Origin of the sequence: Micromonospora sp. WMMD734, assembly GCF_049178975.1 — a bacterium.
Lineage (GTDB): Bacteria > Actinomycetota > Actinomycetes > Mycobacteriales > Micromonosporaceae > Micromonospora > Micromonospora wenchangensis.
The window spans coordinates 4,210,377-4,224,778 of record NZ_JBMHMK010000001.1 but is presented as its reverse complement, the minus strand read 5'-3'; the positions used below and the strand labels follow the sequence as shown (position 1 = coordinate 4,224,778).

Annotated in this window: 12 protein-coding genes; 9 read left to right on the top strand and 3 right to left on the bottom strand. The window is 74.8% G+C overall.

Features of this window, described 5'->3' with window-relative positions; genetic code table 11:
* Nucleotides 1–24: 24 nt before the first annotated feature.
* Both ACN267_RS17900 and ACN267_RS17895 read right to left on the bottom strand, forming a co-directional pair.
* Nucleotides 25–966: an anti-sigma factor gene (locus ACN267_RS17900; protein WP_204956762.1), complete on the bottom strand. Its 942-nt coding sequence runs from the start codon at nt 964–966 to the stop codon at nt 25–27.
* The gene (locus ACN267_RS17895) at nt 920–1,522 is read right to left on the bottom strand and encodes an RNA polymerase sigma factor (protein ID WP_281899975.1); all 603 of its coding nucleotides are present in this window, start codon (nt 1,520–1,522) and stop codon (nt 920–922) included. The genes ACN267_RS17900 and ACN267_RS17895 overlap by 47 nt, the downstream gene beginning before the upstream one ends.
* Nucleotides 1,523–1,772: 250 nt before the next feature.
* Between ACN267_RS17895 and ACN267_RS17890 the strand changes: the two genes are divergently transcribed.
* The 7 genes from ACN267_RS17890 to ACN267_RS17860 all read left to right on the top strand — a co-directional run bounded on the left by ACN267_RS17890 (nt 1,773) and on the right by ACN267_RS17860 (nt 8,675).
* Entirely contained in the window at nt 1,773–2,603 is an 831-nt protein-coding gene (locus ACN267_RS17890; RefSeq protein ID WP_204956764.1) for a DUF4397 domain-containing protein, read from the top strand.
* Nucleotides 2,600–3,268: a class F sortase gene (locus ACN267_RS17885; RefSeq protein ID WP_421489177.1), complete on the top strand. Its 669-nt coding sequence runs from the start codon at nt 2,600–2,602 to the stop codon at nt 3,266–3,268. Before ACN267_RS17890 ends, ACN267_RS17885 begins: the two co-directional genes overlap by 4 nt.
* Nucleotides 3,269–3,371: 103 nt before the next feature.
* Nucleotides 3,372–4,547 (top strand): cysteine desulfurase family protein, encoded by a 1,176-nt coding sequence (locus ACN267_RS17880; protein ID WP_421489176.1) that lies wholly within the window; start codon nt 3,372–3,374, stop codon nt 4,545–4,547.
* A 469-nt stretch (nt 4,548–5,016) separates the two neighbouring features.
* The gene (mnmA, locus tag ACN267_RS17875) at nt 5,017–6,090 is read left to right on the top strand and encodes a tRNA 2-thiouridine(34) synthase MnmA (RefSeq protein WP_204956767.1); all 1,074 of its coding nucleotides are present in this window, start codon (nt 5,017–5,019) and stop codon (nt 6,088–6,090) included.
* A 44-nt stretch (nt 6,091–6,134) separates the two neighbouring features.
* Nucleotides 6,135–7,142, top strand: coding sequence for a methionine synthase (locus ACN267_RS17870; RefSeq protein ID WP_204956768.1), 1,008 nt, complete (start codon nt 6,135–6,137; stop codon nt 7,140–7,142).
* A gap of 37 nt (nt 7,143–7,179) precedes the next feature.
* Nucleotides 7,180–7,548, top strand: a complete 369-nt coding sequence (locus tag ACN267_RS17865) for a VOC family protein (protein ID WP_204956769.1) — start codon at nt 7,180–7,182, stop codon at nt 7,546–7,548.
* A 113-nt stretch (nt 7,549–7,661) separates the two neighbouring features.
* Entirely contained in the window at nt 7,662–8,675 is a 1,014-nt protein-coding gene (locus tag ACN267_RS17860; protein WP_421489175.1) for an ADP-ribosylglycohydrolase family protein, read from the top strand.
* Between the two features lie 75 nt (nt 8,676–8,750).
* Here ACN267_RS17860 and ACN267_RS17855 read toward each other — a convergent pair whose 3' ends face one another.
* Entirely contained in the window at nt 8,751–9,263 is a 513-nt protein-coding gene (locus tag ACN267_RS17855; RefSeq protein WP_421489174.1) for a type II toxin-antitoxin system PemK/MazF family toxin, read from the bottom strand.
* Nucleotides 9,264–9,444: 181 nt separating this feature from the next.
* Between ACN267_RS17855 and ligA the strand changes: the two genes are divergently transcribed.
* A complete protein-coding gene (gene ligA / locus ACN267_RS17850; protein ID WP_421489173.1) occupies nt 9,445–11,583 on the top strand; it encodes an NAD-dependent DNA ligase LigA in 2,139 nt (712 codons plus the stop codon).
* Nucleotides 11,584–11,756: 173 nt separating this feature from the next.
* Nucleotides 11,757–14,219 carry a putative bifunctional diguanylate cyclase/phosphodiesterase gene (locus tag ACN267_RS17845; RefSeq protein WP_421489172.1) on the top strand — a complete coding sequence of 821 codons (2,463 nt, stop codon included), beginning with the start codon at nt 11,757–11,759 and terminating at the stop codon, nt 14,217–14,219.
* Nucleotides 14,220–14,402: the final 183 nt, after the last annotated feature.

The following is a 14,402-nucleotide window of genomic DNA, read 5'->3' as shown; positions in this document are numbered from 1 at the left end:
CGGGGAGCTGAGCCGGCCCGCCGATCAGCCCGTCAGGGTGCCCCTCAGCAGGCTGTCGCCGGAGTGGGCGGGCTGGTTGTCGTACTGCTCGGCGGAGACGTCGACCACCGAGTATGCCTGAAGATCAACATTCGGGGGCAGGGGCAGCAGGGCGTCGCCGGAGCTGCCCCGCAGCACACCCACCGAGAACATCTCCATGGTCGTCGGATTGATCAGCCAGACCTCGTAGTACCCCGTAACGTCCGGGAGATTCGCGACGTGCAGGTGCAGTCGTCCGTCGGCGAAGACCCGGGCGTCGCCCCGGGCGTCGGCCGGCGTGCTGCCGTACGCGGCCAGCGGCGCGCTGGCCAACACGTCCTGCCGGGGTGTCGTCCCCCGGTCGCCGAGGACGAGGACGGTGCCGAGCACCGCGATCGCGGCGGCGGCGGTAGCCGAGACGACGGTGGTCGCCCAACGCGGCCACCGCCGGGCCCGGCCCGCCGGTCGGGTGGCACGCCCCCCGCCGGGGGACGACGACCGCCGCCGGGACTCCGGCCGGCCACCGGTCACGGCCGCCGGCTGCCGGTCGCCGGTCGCCCCTGACGGCTGCCGGTCACCGCTCGCCGCAGCCGGGTGCCGGTCGCCCGTCACTCCGGCCGGAAGCCGGGTGGTCGGGCCGATGCCGTCGTCGGTCGCCGGACGTGCCGGTGTCGGGCCCGGCGCGAGATCCTGCCGGTGCGCCTCGGCCAGCGCCGGCACCTGCGCGACGGCGTCGAGTTCGGCAAGGATGCCTGCCCAGAGATGGGCCGGCGGGTCGGGCAGGGTGTGCAGGCCCTGGGTGCCCGCGCCCAGCCCGGCGACGTGCCGCAGCGACTCCAGCTCGTGCCGGCAGGTCACGCAGCCGCCGAGGTGGTCGGTCTCGCCGTGGTCCGCCTCGCTCTCACCGAGCGCCAGAAATATCAGCCGGTCGTGGTCCAGGTGCTGCACCGTCCACCTCCCATCTGCGTTTCAAGCTCGCCATGCCCCGCCTGATGTGGCTCTTGACCGTGCCCAGCGGCACCCCGGTCACCGTCGCGATCTGTTGGTGTGTCAGGTCGTCGTAGAAGGCCAGCTCCAGCATCCGTCGCTGATCGTCGGGGAGCCGGGCCAGTTCGTCGGCGACCACCAACCGGTCGACCACCGTGTCCGGGTCCCCGCCGGTGCCGACCGGTTCGGGTAGCTGCCGCACCGTCTCCACCACCCGGGCCTCCCGGGCCGAGGCGCGCAGCCGGTCGATCACCTTGCGCCGGCCGATGCCGAGCAGCCACCCGATCAACGAGCCCTTGGCCGGGTCGAAGGTCTCCCGCCCCAGCCAGGCGGCGACGAACGTCGCCTGGGTCACGTCCTCCGCGTCGCTGCGGTTGGCCAACGTGCTGGTCGCCAGGTGGAGCACGGCGCGGCCGAACCGGTCGTACGCCTCCCGCAGCGCGGTCTCGTCGCCCGCCCGGAAGCGCGCGGCCAACTCGTCGGGGGGTGGTTCGGGTTCGTGTCCTGCTGTTCCCACCGCTGTCACCGGGCGGGTCGCCTTCCCTGGGGCATGCCCGACTGTAACGCCCACAGCCTTCGCCCCACTCTCCTGGTCCGGTCCGCCTCCACTCGTCTCACCAGCTATTCGTCGCCGGAACCGGCCCCGGATGCACCCCCGGCGAAGAAAAAGAAAGTGGTGCCGGGCTGCATCCGACGGCGCGACGGGCGGCGTAACCCGTTCTGCAAGCCAGACCTGACGAACCAGCACCAATCACCAGGAGGCAGACATGCAGCTCGCTATCTTCCGTCGGGTCGCCGCAGGCGGCGCGGTGGCCGCTCTGGCCTTCGCCGGCGTCGGCGTCGCGACCACGGGCCCGGCGTACGCCGCCTCGTCCAAGGTCTCCGTCGTGCACGGCATCCCGGACACCCCGGTCGACGTCTACGTCAACGGCAAGAAGACCCTCGACAACTTCAAGCCCGGTGACGTCGCCGGCCCGCTGACCCTGCCCGAGGGCGAGTACGACATCGCCCTGACCAAGCCGGGCGAGCCGGTCGGCAGCGCGATCCTGAAGGTCGACGACGCCGAAGTGCCGGGCGGCGCCAACATCAGCCTCGCCGCGCACCTCGGCGCGGACGGCAAGCCGCAGATCACCCCGTTCGTCAACGACACCGCCAAGCTGGCCGCCGGCAAGGCCCGGCTGATCGTCAGGCACACCGCCGCCGCCCCGGCGGTCGACGTCCGGGCCGGTGGCAAGCCGGTCTTCGAGGACCTCACCAACCCGAAGGAGGCCAAGGCCGACGTCGACGCGGGCACGGTCAAGGCCGACGTGGTGCTGGCCGGCACCGACACCGTGGCGATCGGCCCGGCGGACCTCAACCTCAAGGAGGGCACCGCCACCATCGTCTACGCGATCGGCTCGGCCGAGGCCAAGAACCTCGACCTGGTCGCCCAGACCATCACCGGTCTGCACTCCGCCCCCGGCGGCGTGCCCAGCGGCACCGGCGGGCAGGCCGGCACCGGCGTCGACACCTGGTGGTACGTGCTGGCCGGTGCCGGCGTACTGCTGCTGGTCGGCGGCGGGGCGCGGGTGGCCGCCACCCGGACCGGTCGCCGGTGACGGTGCGACACCGCGGGGCGCTGGCGGCGATGGCCGCCGGCGTCGCCGCGCTCACCGTCGCCACCGTGGTCGCCTGCGGCTCGCAGCCGGCCGGGGACGTCGGCACGGACGAGGCGGCGGCCCTGGCCAGCAGCAGCCCGCCGAGCCCGACGACCGGCACCGGCGGCGCACCGTCGGTGCCGGTGACCGCCGGTGACCTGCCGACCGGCGAACGGACCGTGCCGCCGGTGAAGCTGCGCATCCCGGCGATCGACGTCACCGCCACGGTCAACCCGGTGGGCGTCGACACCCGCACCGACGAGTTCGACGTCCCGCCGAGCGTGGACCAGATCGGCTGGTACCGGTACGGCCCCGGGCTGGAGACCGACGCCGGCTCGGTGGTGATCGCCGGCCACGTCGACAGCTCGGAGCAGGGCAAGGGGGCGTTCTTCCGGCTCCGCGAACTCGACCGGGGGGACACCGTCACCGCCACCGGCGCGGACGGCAAGCAGCGCGCCTACCGGGTCGTCGCCCGCGAGGAGTACGCCAAGACGAAGATCCCGCTGGACCGGTACTTCGCCCGGGACGGCAAGCCACGGCTGACCCTGATCACCTGCGGCGGGCCGTTCGACCCGAAGACCCGGCACTACCGGGACAACATCGTCGTCACCGCCGTACCGGCCTGAGACCGGGCCGGGGCCGATCCGGTCCCGGCCCGGCCCCTCCACGCTTCGGCAAAGGTGGTCCGGCATCCGATGGGCCGTGCGCTGGCCGTTACGCTGAACCGTGATGGCATACCTGGATCACGCGGCGACCACCCCGATGCTCGACGAGGCGTTGGAGGCGTACGTCGCCACCGCCCGCGAGGTCGGCAACGCGTCGTCGTTGCACGCGACGGGCCGGCGCGCCCGGCGTCGGGTGGAGGAGTCCCGCGAGCGGGTGGCCGCCGTGCTGGGCGCCCGCCCGTCCGAGGTCGTCTTCACCGGAGGCGGCACCGAGAGCGACAACCTCGCCGTCAAAGGCATCTTCTGGGCCCGGCGGGCCGCCCGGCCCGCCCGGTTCCGGGTGGTCTCCAGCGCGGTCGAGCACCACGCCGTCCTCGACGCGGTCGACTGGCTCGCCGACCACGAGGGCGCCGAGGTCGCCTGGCTGCCGGCCGACGCCGCCGGCAAGCTCGACCCGGCGCTGCTGCGCGCCGAACTGGCCGCGCACGCCGACCGGGTCGCCGTGGTGACCGCGATGTGGGCCAACAACGAGGTCGGCACGGTGCAGCCGGTGGCGGAACTGGCCGCCGTCGCCGCCGAGCACGGGGTGCCGTTCCACACCGACGCGGTGCAGGCGGTCGGCCAGGTGCCTGTCGACTTCGCGGCCAGCGGTGTCTCCGCGCTCACCGTGACCGGACACAAGCTCGGCGGCCCGATCGGGGTGGGCGCGCTGCTGCTCGCCCGGGACGTCGCCGCCACCCCGCTGCTGCACGGCGGCGGGCAGGAGCGTGACGTCCGCTCCGGCACCCTGGACACCGCAGGCATCGTCGCCTTCGCGGTCGCCGTCGAGACAGCGGTCAAGGGCCAGCAGGAGTACGCGGCCCGGGTGGCGGCGCTCCGCGACGACCTGGTGCGGCGGGTCCGGGAGGCGGTGCCCGAGGTGGTGTTCAACGGCGACCCCGACGACCGGCTGCCCGGCAACGCGCACTTCTCCTTCCCCGGCTGCGAGGGGGACGCCCTGCTGCTCCTGCTCGACGCCCAGGGCATCGCCTGCTCCACCGGCTCGGCCTGTTCGGCCGGAGTGGCCCAGCCCAGTCACGTTCTGCTGGCGATGGGTGCCGACCACGACCGGGCCCGGTCCTCGTTGCGTCTGACCCTCGGCCACACCAGCACCCCCGCCGACGTCGACGCCCTCATCGCGGCTCTCCCCGCCGCCGTCGACCGCGCCCGCCGGGCCGCCGCCCTCCGCACCCCCCACTGACCCTCCCTCCCTCACCGCGCCCGGCCCCGCCGCGCCTCGCCCGGCCCCGCGGCGCCTCGCCCGGCCCCGCCGCGCCTCGCCCGGCCCCGCCGCGCCTCGCCCGGCCCCGCCGCGCCTCGCCCGGCCCGGTGATCAAGAGGTTTACGTCACCCCTGGGCCGGATGCTGACGTAAACCTCTTGATCACCCGCTCCTACCGGTCCGTTTCTGCCGGCGTCCACCCCCACCCCAGCGCGCGCCTGCCAGGCTTCCCCTGGCTGCGGGGCGGTGGTGGTGTTCGGTGATCAAGAGGTTCAGGTCAGGAATTGGCGCTGGGATGACGTAAACCTCTTGATCACCGGGCCGGGCCGGGGCGGGGCGGGGCAGGGCGGAGCAGGACGGAGCGGGGGCGGGCGCGGGGCGGGCGGGAGCGGGGGACGGGACGGGGTGGGGTGGGTGGGTAGGCTCGGTGGGGAAGGGAGCGTGGGCTGGTGAAGGTTCTGGCGGCGATGTCGGGCGGGGTGGACTCCGCCGTCGCGGCGGCGCGGGCGGTGGACGCAGGGCACGACGTGACCGGGGTGCACCTGGCGCTGGCCCGTAATCCGCAGACCTTCCGCACCGGGGCCCGGGGGTGCTGCACGCTGGAGGATTCCCGGGACGCGCGCCGGGCCGCCGACGTCATCGGCATCCCCTTCTACGTGTGGGACATGGCCGACCGTTTCCACGCCGACGTGGTGGACGACTTCGTCGCCGAGTACGCGGCCGGTCGTACCCCGAACCCGTGCCTGCGCTGCAACGAGAAGATCAAGTTCGCGGCGGTGCTGGACCGGGCCGTGGCCCTCGGCTTCGACGCCGTGGTCACCGGCCACCACGCCCGGCTCGGCCCCGACGGGCTGCTGCGTCGCAGCGTCGACCTCGCCAAGGATCAGTCGTACGTGCTGGCGGTGCTCACCCGTGCGCAGCTCGACCGGGCGATGTTCCCGCTCGGTGACGCCACCAAGGCCGAGGTGCGGGCCGAGGCGGCCCGGCGTGACCTGGCGGTGGCCGAGAAGCCCGACTCGCACGACATCTGCTTCATCGCCGACGGCGACACCCGGGGGTTCCTCGCCGGGCGGCTCGGCGAGACCCCCGGCGCGGTGGTCGACGCGCTGACCGGCGCGGTCGTCGGCAGCCACACCGGCGCGTACGCCTACACGGTGGGCCAGCGGCGCGGCCTGCACCTGGACCGACCGGCCCCGGACGGCCGACCCCGCTACGTGCTCTCCATCACCCCGAAGACCAACACGGTCACCGTCGGCCCCGCCGAGGCGCTGGAGGTCTCCCTGGTCCGGGCCACCCGTCCGGTCTGGACCGGGGGTGACCTGCCGACCGTGCCGACCGGGTGCGAGGTGCAGTTGCGGGCGCACGGCGACGTCGTACCGGCCACCGTACGGGTGGACGGCGACAACCTCACCGCCGAGCTGGGCCGTCCCGTGCGCGGGGTGGCCGCCGGGCAGGCCGTGGTGGCGTACCGGTCGGACCCGGCCGGTGACGTGGTGCTCGGCTCCGCCACCATCACCGGCTGACCCACCGGGCGGGTGCGCCGACCGATGCCGGTTACCCTTCGGCCGTGACCCAACAGCAGCTCTGGCCCTGGCCGGCGGGCGCGGCGACCGGCATCGGTTCGCTGCCCGGCACCGACATCGCCGAGGCGCAACGGATCGTCCTGGGTGAACTGCCCGCCCTGCCCCACCTGCCGGAGCTGCCCGCCCGGGGGCCGGGCGCCGACCTGGTCGGGCGGACCGGTGGGCTGCTCGTGGAGCTGCCGGTCGAGCTGTACGCCGCGCGCTGGCGGATCGCCCCCCGCCCCGGCCGGGACCTGCGCCGTGCCCGGGACCTGATGGAACGCGACCTCGACCAGCTCGCCGAGCAGGCCGAGGCGTACGCCGGGCCGGTGAAGGTGCAGGCGGCCGGGCCGTTCACCCTGGCCACGGCGGTCGAACTGCCGGTCGGTGGTCGGCTGCTGCGCGACCCGGGCGCGGTGCGGGAGCTGACCGCGTCCCTGGCCGAAGGGCTGCGGCTGCACGTCGCGGCCGTGGCCCGCCGGTTGCCCCGGGCGTCGGTGCTGCTCCAGCTCGACGAGCCGTCGCTGCCGGCGGCGTTGGCCGGCCGGGTCCGCACCGAGAGTGGCCTGGGCACCTACCGGCCAGTCGACCCGGCCGTCGCCCGTACCCTGCTCGGCGAAGTGATCACGGCGGCCGGGGTGCCGACGGTGGTGCACTGCTGCGCCCCGGACGTGCCGCTGGAGCTGATCCGTACCGCCGGGGCGGTCGGGGCGGCGCTGGATCTCGCCCTGGTCACCGACCTGGACCCGCTGGGCGAGGCGATCGACGCCGGCCTCGGCCTGCTGGCCGGGGTGGCACCGACCCTGCCGCCGTCGGCCGGCGTCGCGCCGACCTCGGCACAGCTCGCCGACCGGGTACGCGGACTCTGGGACCGGCTCGGTTTTCCGCGCCGCCAACTCGCCGAGCAGGTGGTGGTCACCCCCGCCTGTGGCCTGGCCGGGGCCACCCCCGGGTACGCCCGCGCGGTACTCACCGCCTGCCGGGACGCCGGCCGCCGGCTGCACGAGGAGTGAAGGTTTTCCGTCGTACCCGGTGGGCAGGATGACGGTCATGATTGGACAACTGCGGTCCGTCGCCATCGACTGTCCCGACCCGCGAGCCCTGGCCAATTTCTACGCCGAGCTGCTCGGCCTGCCCCTGGCCGAGGAGGACTCCGACGGCAACGAGTGGGTGGTGCTCGGCGGCCCGGTCGGGCACCAGCCCCGGCTCGCCTTCCAGCAGGCACCCGACCTGATTCCCCCGGCCTGGCCCGATCCGGCGCGCCCACAGCAGTTCCACCTCGACGTCACTGTCGACGACATCGAGGTGGCCGAGAAGGCGGCGCTCGCCCTGGGCGCCCGCCGGCTGCCCGGCGAGGGGGAGGGCTTCCGGGTGTACGCCGACCCGGTGGGCCACCCGTTCTGCCTCTGCTGGGACTGACTCTCCCGGGAGCACGACCCCGCGACGGGCGGCCCGGACCGGGTCGGCCGTCGCCGGGCGGCCCGACCTGCCGCGTCGGGCGGCCCGGAGTGCCGGGGTGGTGCGGGCGGGGCATGATCGGGTGCGTGATCGACTCCTCGCTGCGCCGTGCCTCCGGTTCGCTGTTCGGGCTCGCCTACGGCGATGCGCTCGGCAAGCCGACCGAGTTCCTCACCGTCACCGAGATCCACCGTCGCTACGGCCCGACCGGGCCACGGGAACTCGTCGGCGATCCGGTGCTGGTCACCGACGACACCCAGATGGCGCTCGCGGTCGGCTGGGCGTTGCACGACGCGCCGGAGCACACCGCCGAGGCGGTCGAGCCGCTGCTGCGGCGGCGCTTCCTGGACTGGGCGGCCAGCCCGGACAACAACCGGGCACCGGGGATGACCTGCCTGCGGGCGTGCGGCGAGTTGGGCCGGGGGCTGCCCTGGCAGCAGGCCACGGTGGTCGACTCGAAGGGGTGCGGGGCGAACATGCGGGTCACCCCGGTCGGGCTGCTCGACGTCGACCCGGACACCCTCGCCGGGTTGTCCCAGCTCCAGGCCGGTCTCACCCACGGTCACCCGACCGGGCTGGCCGCCAGCGAGCTGACCGCGTACGCGGTGCGGTTGCTGCGCGACGGCGCGGCACCGGCGCGACTGCCCGGCCTGCTCGTCGACCGGGCCCGCAGCCAGCGCGGCCGTTACCGGGACGACTGGCTGGGCGACCTGTGGCAGCGTGCCGGTGCGGGCTCCCCGGAGCAGTTCAGCGCCGCCGGCTGGGACGAGTGCCTGTCGGCGCTGGACCGGCTGGCCGCCGCGCTGCGCCGGCCGGACGACGGTGACGACCCCTGCCGGCTCACCGGTGAGGGCTGGATCGCCGAGGAGGCGCTGGCGACCGCGCTGCTGTGCGTGCTGCGGCACCCCGACGACCCGGTGGCCGCGATCGGCCGGGGTGCGAGCACCGCCGGCGACTCCGACTCGATCGCCGCGCTGGCCGGCGCGTTCCTCGGCGCGGCCCACGGGATGTCCGGCTGGCCGGCCGACTGGTCCACCCGCATCGAGTACGCCGACCAGCTCGCCACCCTCGGCGCGACCTGGGACTGACCCGCCCGATCGGCCGGATGCCGCGCCGTCGCGGTGCCGGCCGGCACAAACGGGGGTGCCGGGCCGGTGCGCTGCTCAGGCCGGGCTGCGCCGCCCGTGCAGGCGTGTCACCTGACGCCACAGCGCCGGGTCGCAGCTACCGGCCCGGCGGGAGAACGCGTCGGCGGGGATACGCAGCGGCTCGGCGAGATCCAGCCAGCTGTCGTGGTCGGCGTCCGGGTCCCAGTCCCGGGTCGGGATCGGCACGTGGTCGTCCCGGTCGCTCTTGTCCTGGCTGGTGATCTTCAGGACCTCCGCGCCCCGGTCGTCGGCGCGTACCACCAGGCAGGGCCGGACCTTCGAGCCGGTGCCGTCGTGGAACGGCACGTCCGCCCACCAGATGTCACCCGGCCGGGGCGTCCCGGTGGGGGTGCGGGGGCGGGGCGGCGCGGTCGGGCGGGCCCGGTCCCGGGGCGGGGTGCCCCGCTCCGGCCGGGTGCGCCCGCCACCGCTCGACGGGCGACCACCCCGGCGTCGCCACTCGTTCCACACCCAGCCGGCGGCGACCGCCAGGACGATCAGCAGCCCCCACAGCAACCACTGCGGCATCGGTACCCCCGACTCCCTCCCGGGCGGCCACCGCCGCCGACGTGGGGCGATCGTCGCATGCTGCGGGGCCGGCCGCCCGTCGGGCGGGGTGGGGGAGGCGGCCGAATGTCCTACCGGCCGGTTACCGTGCACCAGTAGCGTGATCACGGGGGAGGTTCGCACGGTGTCCGGAGGCGACAGGGTGTCGGAAGAAGAGATTCCCCAGCAGGTCAGCGCGGAGCAGGAGGCGGCGGCCGGCGGCGAGCCCACCCCCGAGGCCCGGGAGCGGCACGCCACGTTGAGCCAGGAGCTGACCGAACACCAGTACCGCTACTACGTCCTCGACGCGCCGACCATCACCGACGCCGAGTTCGACAGGCAGCTGCGCGAGCTGGAGGCGTTGGAGGCGGATTACCCGGCGCTGCGTACCCCCGACTCGCCGACACAGCGGGTCGGCGGCACCTTCTCCACCGACTTCACCCCGGTCACCCACGCCGAGCGGATGCTCTCGCTGGACAACGCCTTCGCCGACGAGGAACTGGCCGCCTGGGCCGAGCGGGTCGAGCGGGACGCCGGTGGCCCGGTGCCCTACCTGTGCGAGCTGAAGGTCGACGGCCTGGCCATCAACCTGACCTACGAGAAGGGCCGGCTGGTCCGGGCGGCCACCCGGGGCGACGGGCGTACCGGCGAGGACGTCACCGCCAACGTCCGCAGCATCCGCGACGTGCCGGCCCGGCTCACCCCCTCCGACGAGTTCCCCGACGTGCCGGAGCTGCTGGAGGTGCGGGGCGAGATCTACTTCCCGGTCGCCGGGTTCGCCGACCTCAACGCCAGCCTGGTCGAGCAGGGCAAGGCGCCGTTCGCCAACCCGCGCAACGCCGCCGCCGGCAGCCTGCGCCAGAAGGACCCCCGGATCACCGCGTCCCGGCCGCTGCGGCTGGTGGTGCACGGCACCGGTGCCCGCGCCGGCTTCCGGCCGGCCACCCAGTCCGAGTCGTACGCGGCGCTCAAGGCGTGGGGGCTGCCGACCAGCGACCGCTGGCGGGTGGTGCCCGACCTGGCCGGCGTGGTGGAGTACATCGCCCACTACGCCGAACACCGGCACGACGTCGAGCACGAGATCGACGGGGTGGTGGTCAAGGTCGACCCGGTGCCCATCCAGGGTCGGCTCGGCTCGACCAGCCGGGCGCCCCGCTGGGCGATCGCCTTCAAGTACCCGCCGGAGGAGGTCAACACCCGGCTGCTCGACATCGAGGTCGGCGTCGGGCGGACGGGCCGGATCACCCCGTACGCGGTGCTGGAGCCGGTGCACGTGGCCGGTTCGACGGTCGCCCAGGCCACCCTGCACAACGCCCGCGAGGTCGAGCGCAAGGGGGTGCTGATCGGCGACACGGTGGTGCTGCGCAAGGCCGGCGACGTGATCCCCGAGGTGCTCGGCCCGGTGGTCGAGCTGCGTCCCGCCGACGCCCGCCCGTTCGTCATGCCCACCCACTGCCCGTCCTGCGGCACGGCGCTCGCCCCGGCCAAGGAGAGCGACGTCGACATCCGCTGCCCGAACTCCCGCAGCTGCCCGGCGCAGCTGCGGGAACGGGTCTTCCACCTGGCCGGGCGGGGTGCGTTCGACATCGAGGTGCTCGGCTACAAGGGTGCCGCCGCGCTGCTCGACGCCGCGATCATCAGCGACGAGGGGGACCTGTTCGCCCTCGACGCCGCGCAGCTCGCCCGGTCGCCGTTCTTCGTCAACAAGGACGGCAGTCTCGGCACCAACGCCACCAAGCTGCTCGACAACCTCGCCGTGGCCCGGGAACGCGACCTGTGGCGGGTGCTGGTGGCGCTCTCCATCCGGCACGTCGGGCCGACCGCCGCGCAGGCCCTGGCCCGGCACTTCCGCTCCGTCGAGGCGATCGAGGCGGCCGCCGAGGAGGAACTGTCCTCGGTCGACGGGGTCGGCCCGACCATCGCCGCCAGCATCACGGAGTGGTTCGCCGTCGACTGGCACCGCGACGTGGTCCGCAAGTGGGCCGAGGCGGGCGTCCGGATGGCCGAGGAGGCGGTCGACGAGGGGCCCCGCCCGTTGGAGGGCGTCACCGTGGTGGTGACCGGCACCCTCGCCGGGTTCAGCCGGGACCAGGCGGCCGAGGCGATCCAGACCCGGGGCGGCAAGGTCACCGGCTCGGTCTCCAAGAAGACCGGCTTCGTGGTGGTGGGCGACAACCCCGGTTCCAAGGCCGACAAGGCGGCCGGCCTCAAGGTGCCGGTGCTCGACGAGGACGGTTTCCGGGTGCTCCTCGATGCCGGCCCGGACGCGGCCCGCGAGGTGGCCCGGGTCGACGAGGGCTGACCGCCAGACCACCCGGCCCGCTGCACCCATAGGTGAATCTCGGCCCGTATACCAACTTAGTCACGACTACGACCGATTCGCGGCTGTCGTGCGGGTCCACCGACGCCCAGGGCGTTTCATGGTGGCAGGTGTACGGCCGGCGTACACCCTGATGGGCGTGCCCGGGAGGTGCGATGGAGACCGCCGACCCCCGTAACTCGTTCCCGGGTGGGCGGGAGGGGCCGTTCCTGGGCCTCGTCACCGGGGTGCTCGGCCTGGCCGCCCTGGTCTCCGTCGCGTCGCTGGTCGACCTCGTCGACCGGCCCGACGGGCTGCCGGCGGCGTTCTGGACGATGGCGGTGCTCGCGGTCGGCTGCGACGCCCGCCCCTTCGTGCCCTCCGGCCGCCGGCAGACCTCGGCGGTCTTCCCGTCCACCTGCTTCACCTTCGCCATCCTGCTCGGCTGGGGCCTCGGCCCGGCGGTGCTCGTGCAGGCTCTCGCGGTCACCGTGTCGGGTGTCCGGCTGGGGCACGCCCCCTGGCGGACCACCTTCAACGCCGCCCAGTACGCCTGCGCGCTCGCCGCCGCCCACCTGGTGCTGCGGTCCGGTCCCGGCGGCCTGTTCGACGGCGACCGGTTGGGCTGGACCGACGTGCTCGCCGTGGGCGGCGCGACGGTCACCTGGTTCGTCGTCAACTACGGCCTGGTCAGCACCGCGCTGCGGCTGCGCTTCGGCGGCCGGTGGTGGCCGGCGGTCCGGCAGGGGTTGCCGTTCGAGTTGCTCTCCACCGGCTCGCTGCTGCTGCTCGCCCCCGTTCTGGTCACCGCCGCGCGGGCCAGCGCCGCGCTGATCCCACTGGTGCTGGTGCCGCTGTTCGCGGTCTACCGGATGGCCCACCTCTCCGACGAACAGGTCCAGCTCGCCGCCCTCGACCCGTTGACCGGTCTGCCCAACCGCAAGGCGCTGCTCGCCGAGGTGGCCGAGCAGGTGCACCGGCACGCCGAGCGGGTCGCCCGGGGGGAACCGGGGGCGCGGGTGGCGCTCCTGCTGATCGACCTGGACCGGTTCAAGAACGTCAACGACGCGCTCGGCCACGCCGTCGGCGACCGGCTGCTGGTCGAGGTGGGTGCCCGGCTCGCCGGCGTGGTCGGCGAGCGGGACCTGCTGGCCCGGCTCGGCGGGGACGAGTTCGCCATCGTCGCCGGTGGGCTCGACGGTGTCGACGAGGCGCGTGAGCTGGCCGGGCGGGTGGTCGCCGCGCTGACCGAGCCGGTGTCGCTGGACGGCCTGCCGCTCGACGTCGGTGGCTCGATCGGCATCGCGCTCTTCCCCGACCACGGCGAGGACTACGCCACCCTGATGCGTCACGCCGACGTCGCCATGTACGACGCGAAGCACCGCAACGACACCGTCGCCGTGTACGCCGCCGAGTCCGACCACAACTCCGCCGAGCGGTTGGCGCTCCTGGCCGACCTGCGGCGCGTACTGGAGAACGGGCCGGTGGCCGGGCCGACCGTGCGCGGCGGTGACGGCGCGGCGCTGCCACCCCGGCTGGCCCCCGACGACGGACCCGGCGATGCCCCGCGCCCCGCCGTCGGCGGCGGACCGGGCAGCGGACCGGGCCCCGGCCTCGGGAGGGGCCCCGGCAGCGGCGTGCGCACCGACCCCGGCGGCGGCCCGGGCGTCGGCGGCACCGGCCGGTGGTGGCTGCCCCGGCGGCGCTCCCGGCCCGCCCCGGCGCACCCCGACGAACTGCTGAACCGCATCCTCACCGGAGCCGACCCGGTCCGCCGGCACGGCCCACCGGAGCACCCGCCGGCCGGACCGGCCCCGGACACCGGGCCGGCGGCGACGCCCCCCGCCCCGGCGGCCGAGGTCGGCGAGATCACCATGTACTACCAACCGCAGGTCGCCATCGCCACCGGCGAGGTGGTCGGGGTGGAGGCGCTGCTGCGCTGGCGGCACCCGCGCCGGGGGATGGTCGACCCGGAGGAGCTGATCCGGGTCGCCGAGCAGAGCGCCGTGATGCGCCTGCTCACCTACCGGGTGATCGACGACGTGGTGGCGCAGCTGGCGAAGTGGTCGGCCGCCGGCACCACGCTGCGGGCGGCGCTCAACGTCAGCGTCCGCGACCTGCACACCGGGGAGATCGTCGACCGGATCGCCGACCGGCTCGCCGGCCACGGGGTACGCCCGGACCGGCTGCAACTGGAGATCACCGAGGGGGCGCTGATGGCCGACCCCCGGCGGGTGCTCGCCACCATCACCCGGCTGCACCAGCTCGGGGTGGCCATCTCGCTCGACGACTTCGGCACCGGCTACTCGTCGTTGCAGCACCTGCGCCGGCTGCCGCTGTCCGAGGTGAAGGTGGACCGGTCGTTCGTGCTGGGGATGGCCGGGGACGCCGACGACGCGGCGATCGTCAGGTCGACCATCGAGCTGGCCGGCGCGCTCGGCCTGCGGGTGGTGGCCGAGGGGGTAGAGGACGAGCGGACCTGGCGGCTGCTGCACGCGGCCGGCTGTGACGCCGCGCAGGGCTGGTTCTACGCCCGCCCGATGCCCGCCGACGAGTTGACCGCCTGGCTGGCCCGGTACCGGCCGCTGAGCCCCGTCCCCAGCCCGGACGCCGAGATCCCCCGCCGGCACGCCCGCTGACGGTCGCCGGCACACCCCCAGGGGCCGGGTGGGCGGCCCCGGACCGGCCGGCGGCCCGGACGCGGGGGGAGTCGGAGGCGTCGGGTCCGGCGCAGGACAATAGACTCGCTCCGGTCACCGCGCGTCATCCCGTCGACGTCGCGGCCGGCCCACCCGCCCGCAGCAGCACAGCCACGAAGGGGG

What these genes read in the sequence shown, in the direction of transcription:
- ACN267_RS17890 (WP_204956764.1), top strand. Translation starts at nt 1,773, where the DNA reads ATGCAGCTCGCTATCTTCCGTCGGGTCGCCGCAGGCGGCGCGGTGGCC.
- ACN267_RS17880 (WP_421489176.1), top strand. Translation starts at nt 3,372, where the DNA reads ATGGCATACCTGGATCACGCGGCGACCACCCCGATGCTCGACGAGGCG.
- ACN267_RS17865 (WP_204956769.1), top strand. Translation starts at nt 7,180, where the DNA reads ATGATTGGACAACTGCGGTCCGTCGCCATCGACTGTCCCGACCCGCGA.
- ACN267_RS17860 (WP_421489175.1), top strand. Translation starts at nt 7,662, where the DNA reads ATGATCGGGTGCGTGATCGACTCCTCGCTGCGCCGTGCCTCCGGTTCG.
- ACN267_RS17855 (WP_421489174.1), bottom strand. Translation starts at nt 9,263, where the DNA reads ATGCCGCAGTGGTTGCTGTGGGGGCTGCTGATCGTCCTGGCGGTCGCC.
- ACN267_RS17845 (WP_421489172.1), top strand. Translation starts at nt 11,757, where the DNA reads ATGGAGACCGCCGACCCCCGTAACTCGTTCCCGGGTGGGCGGGAGGGG.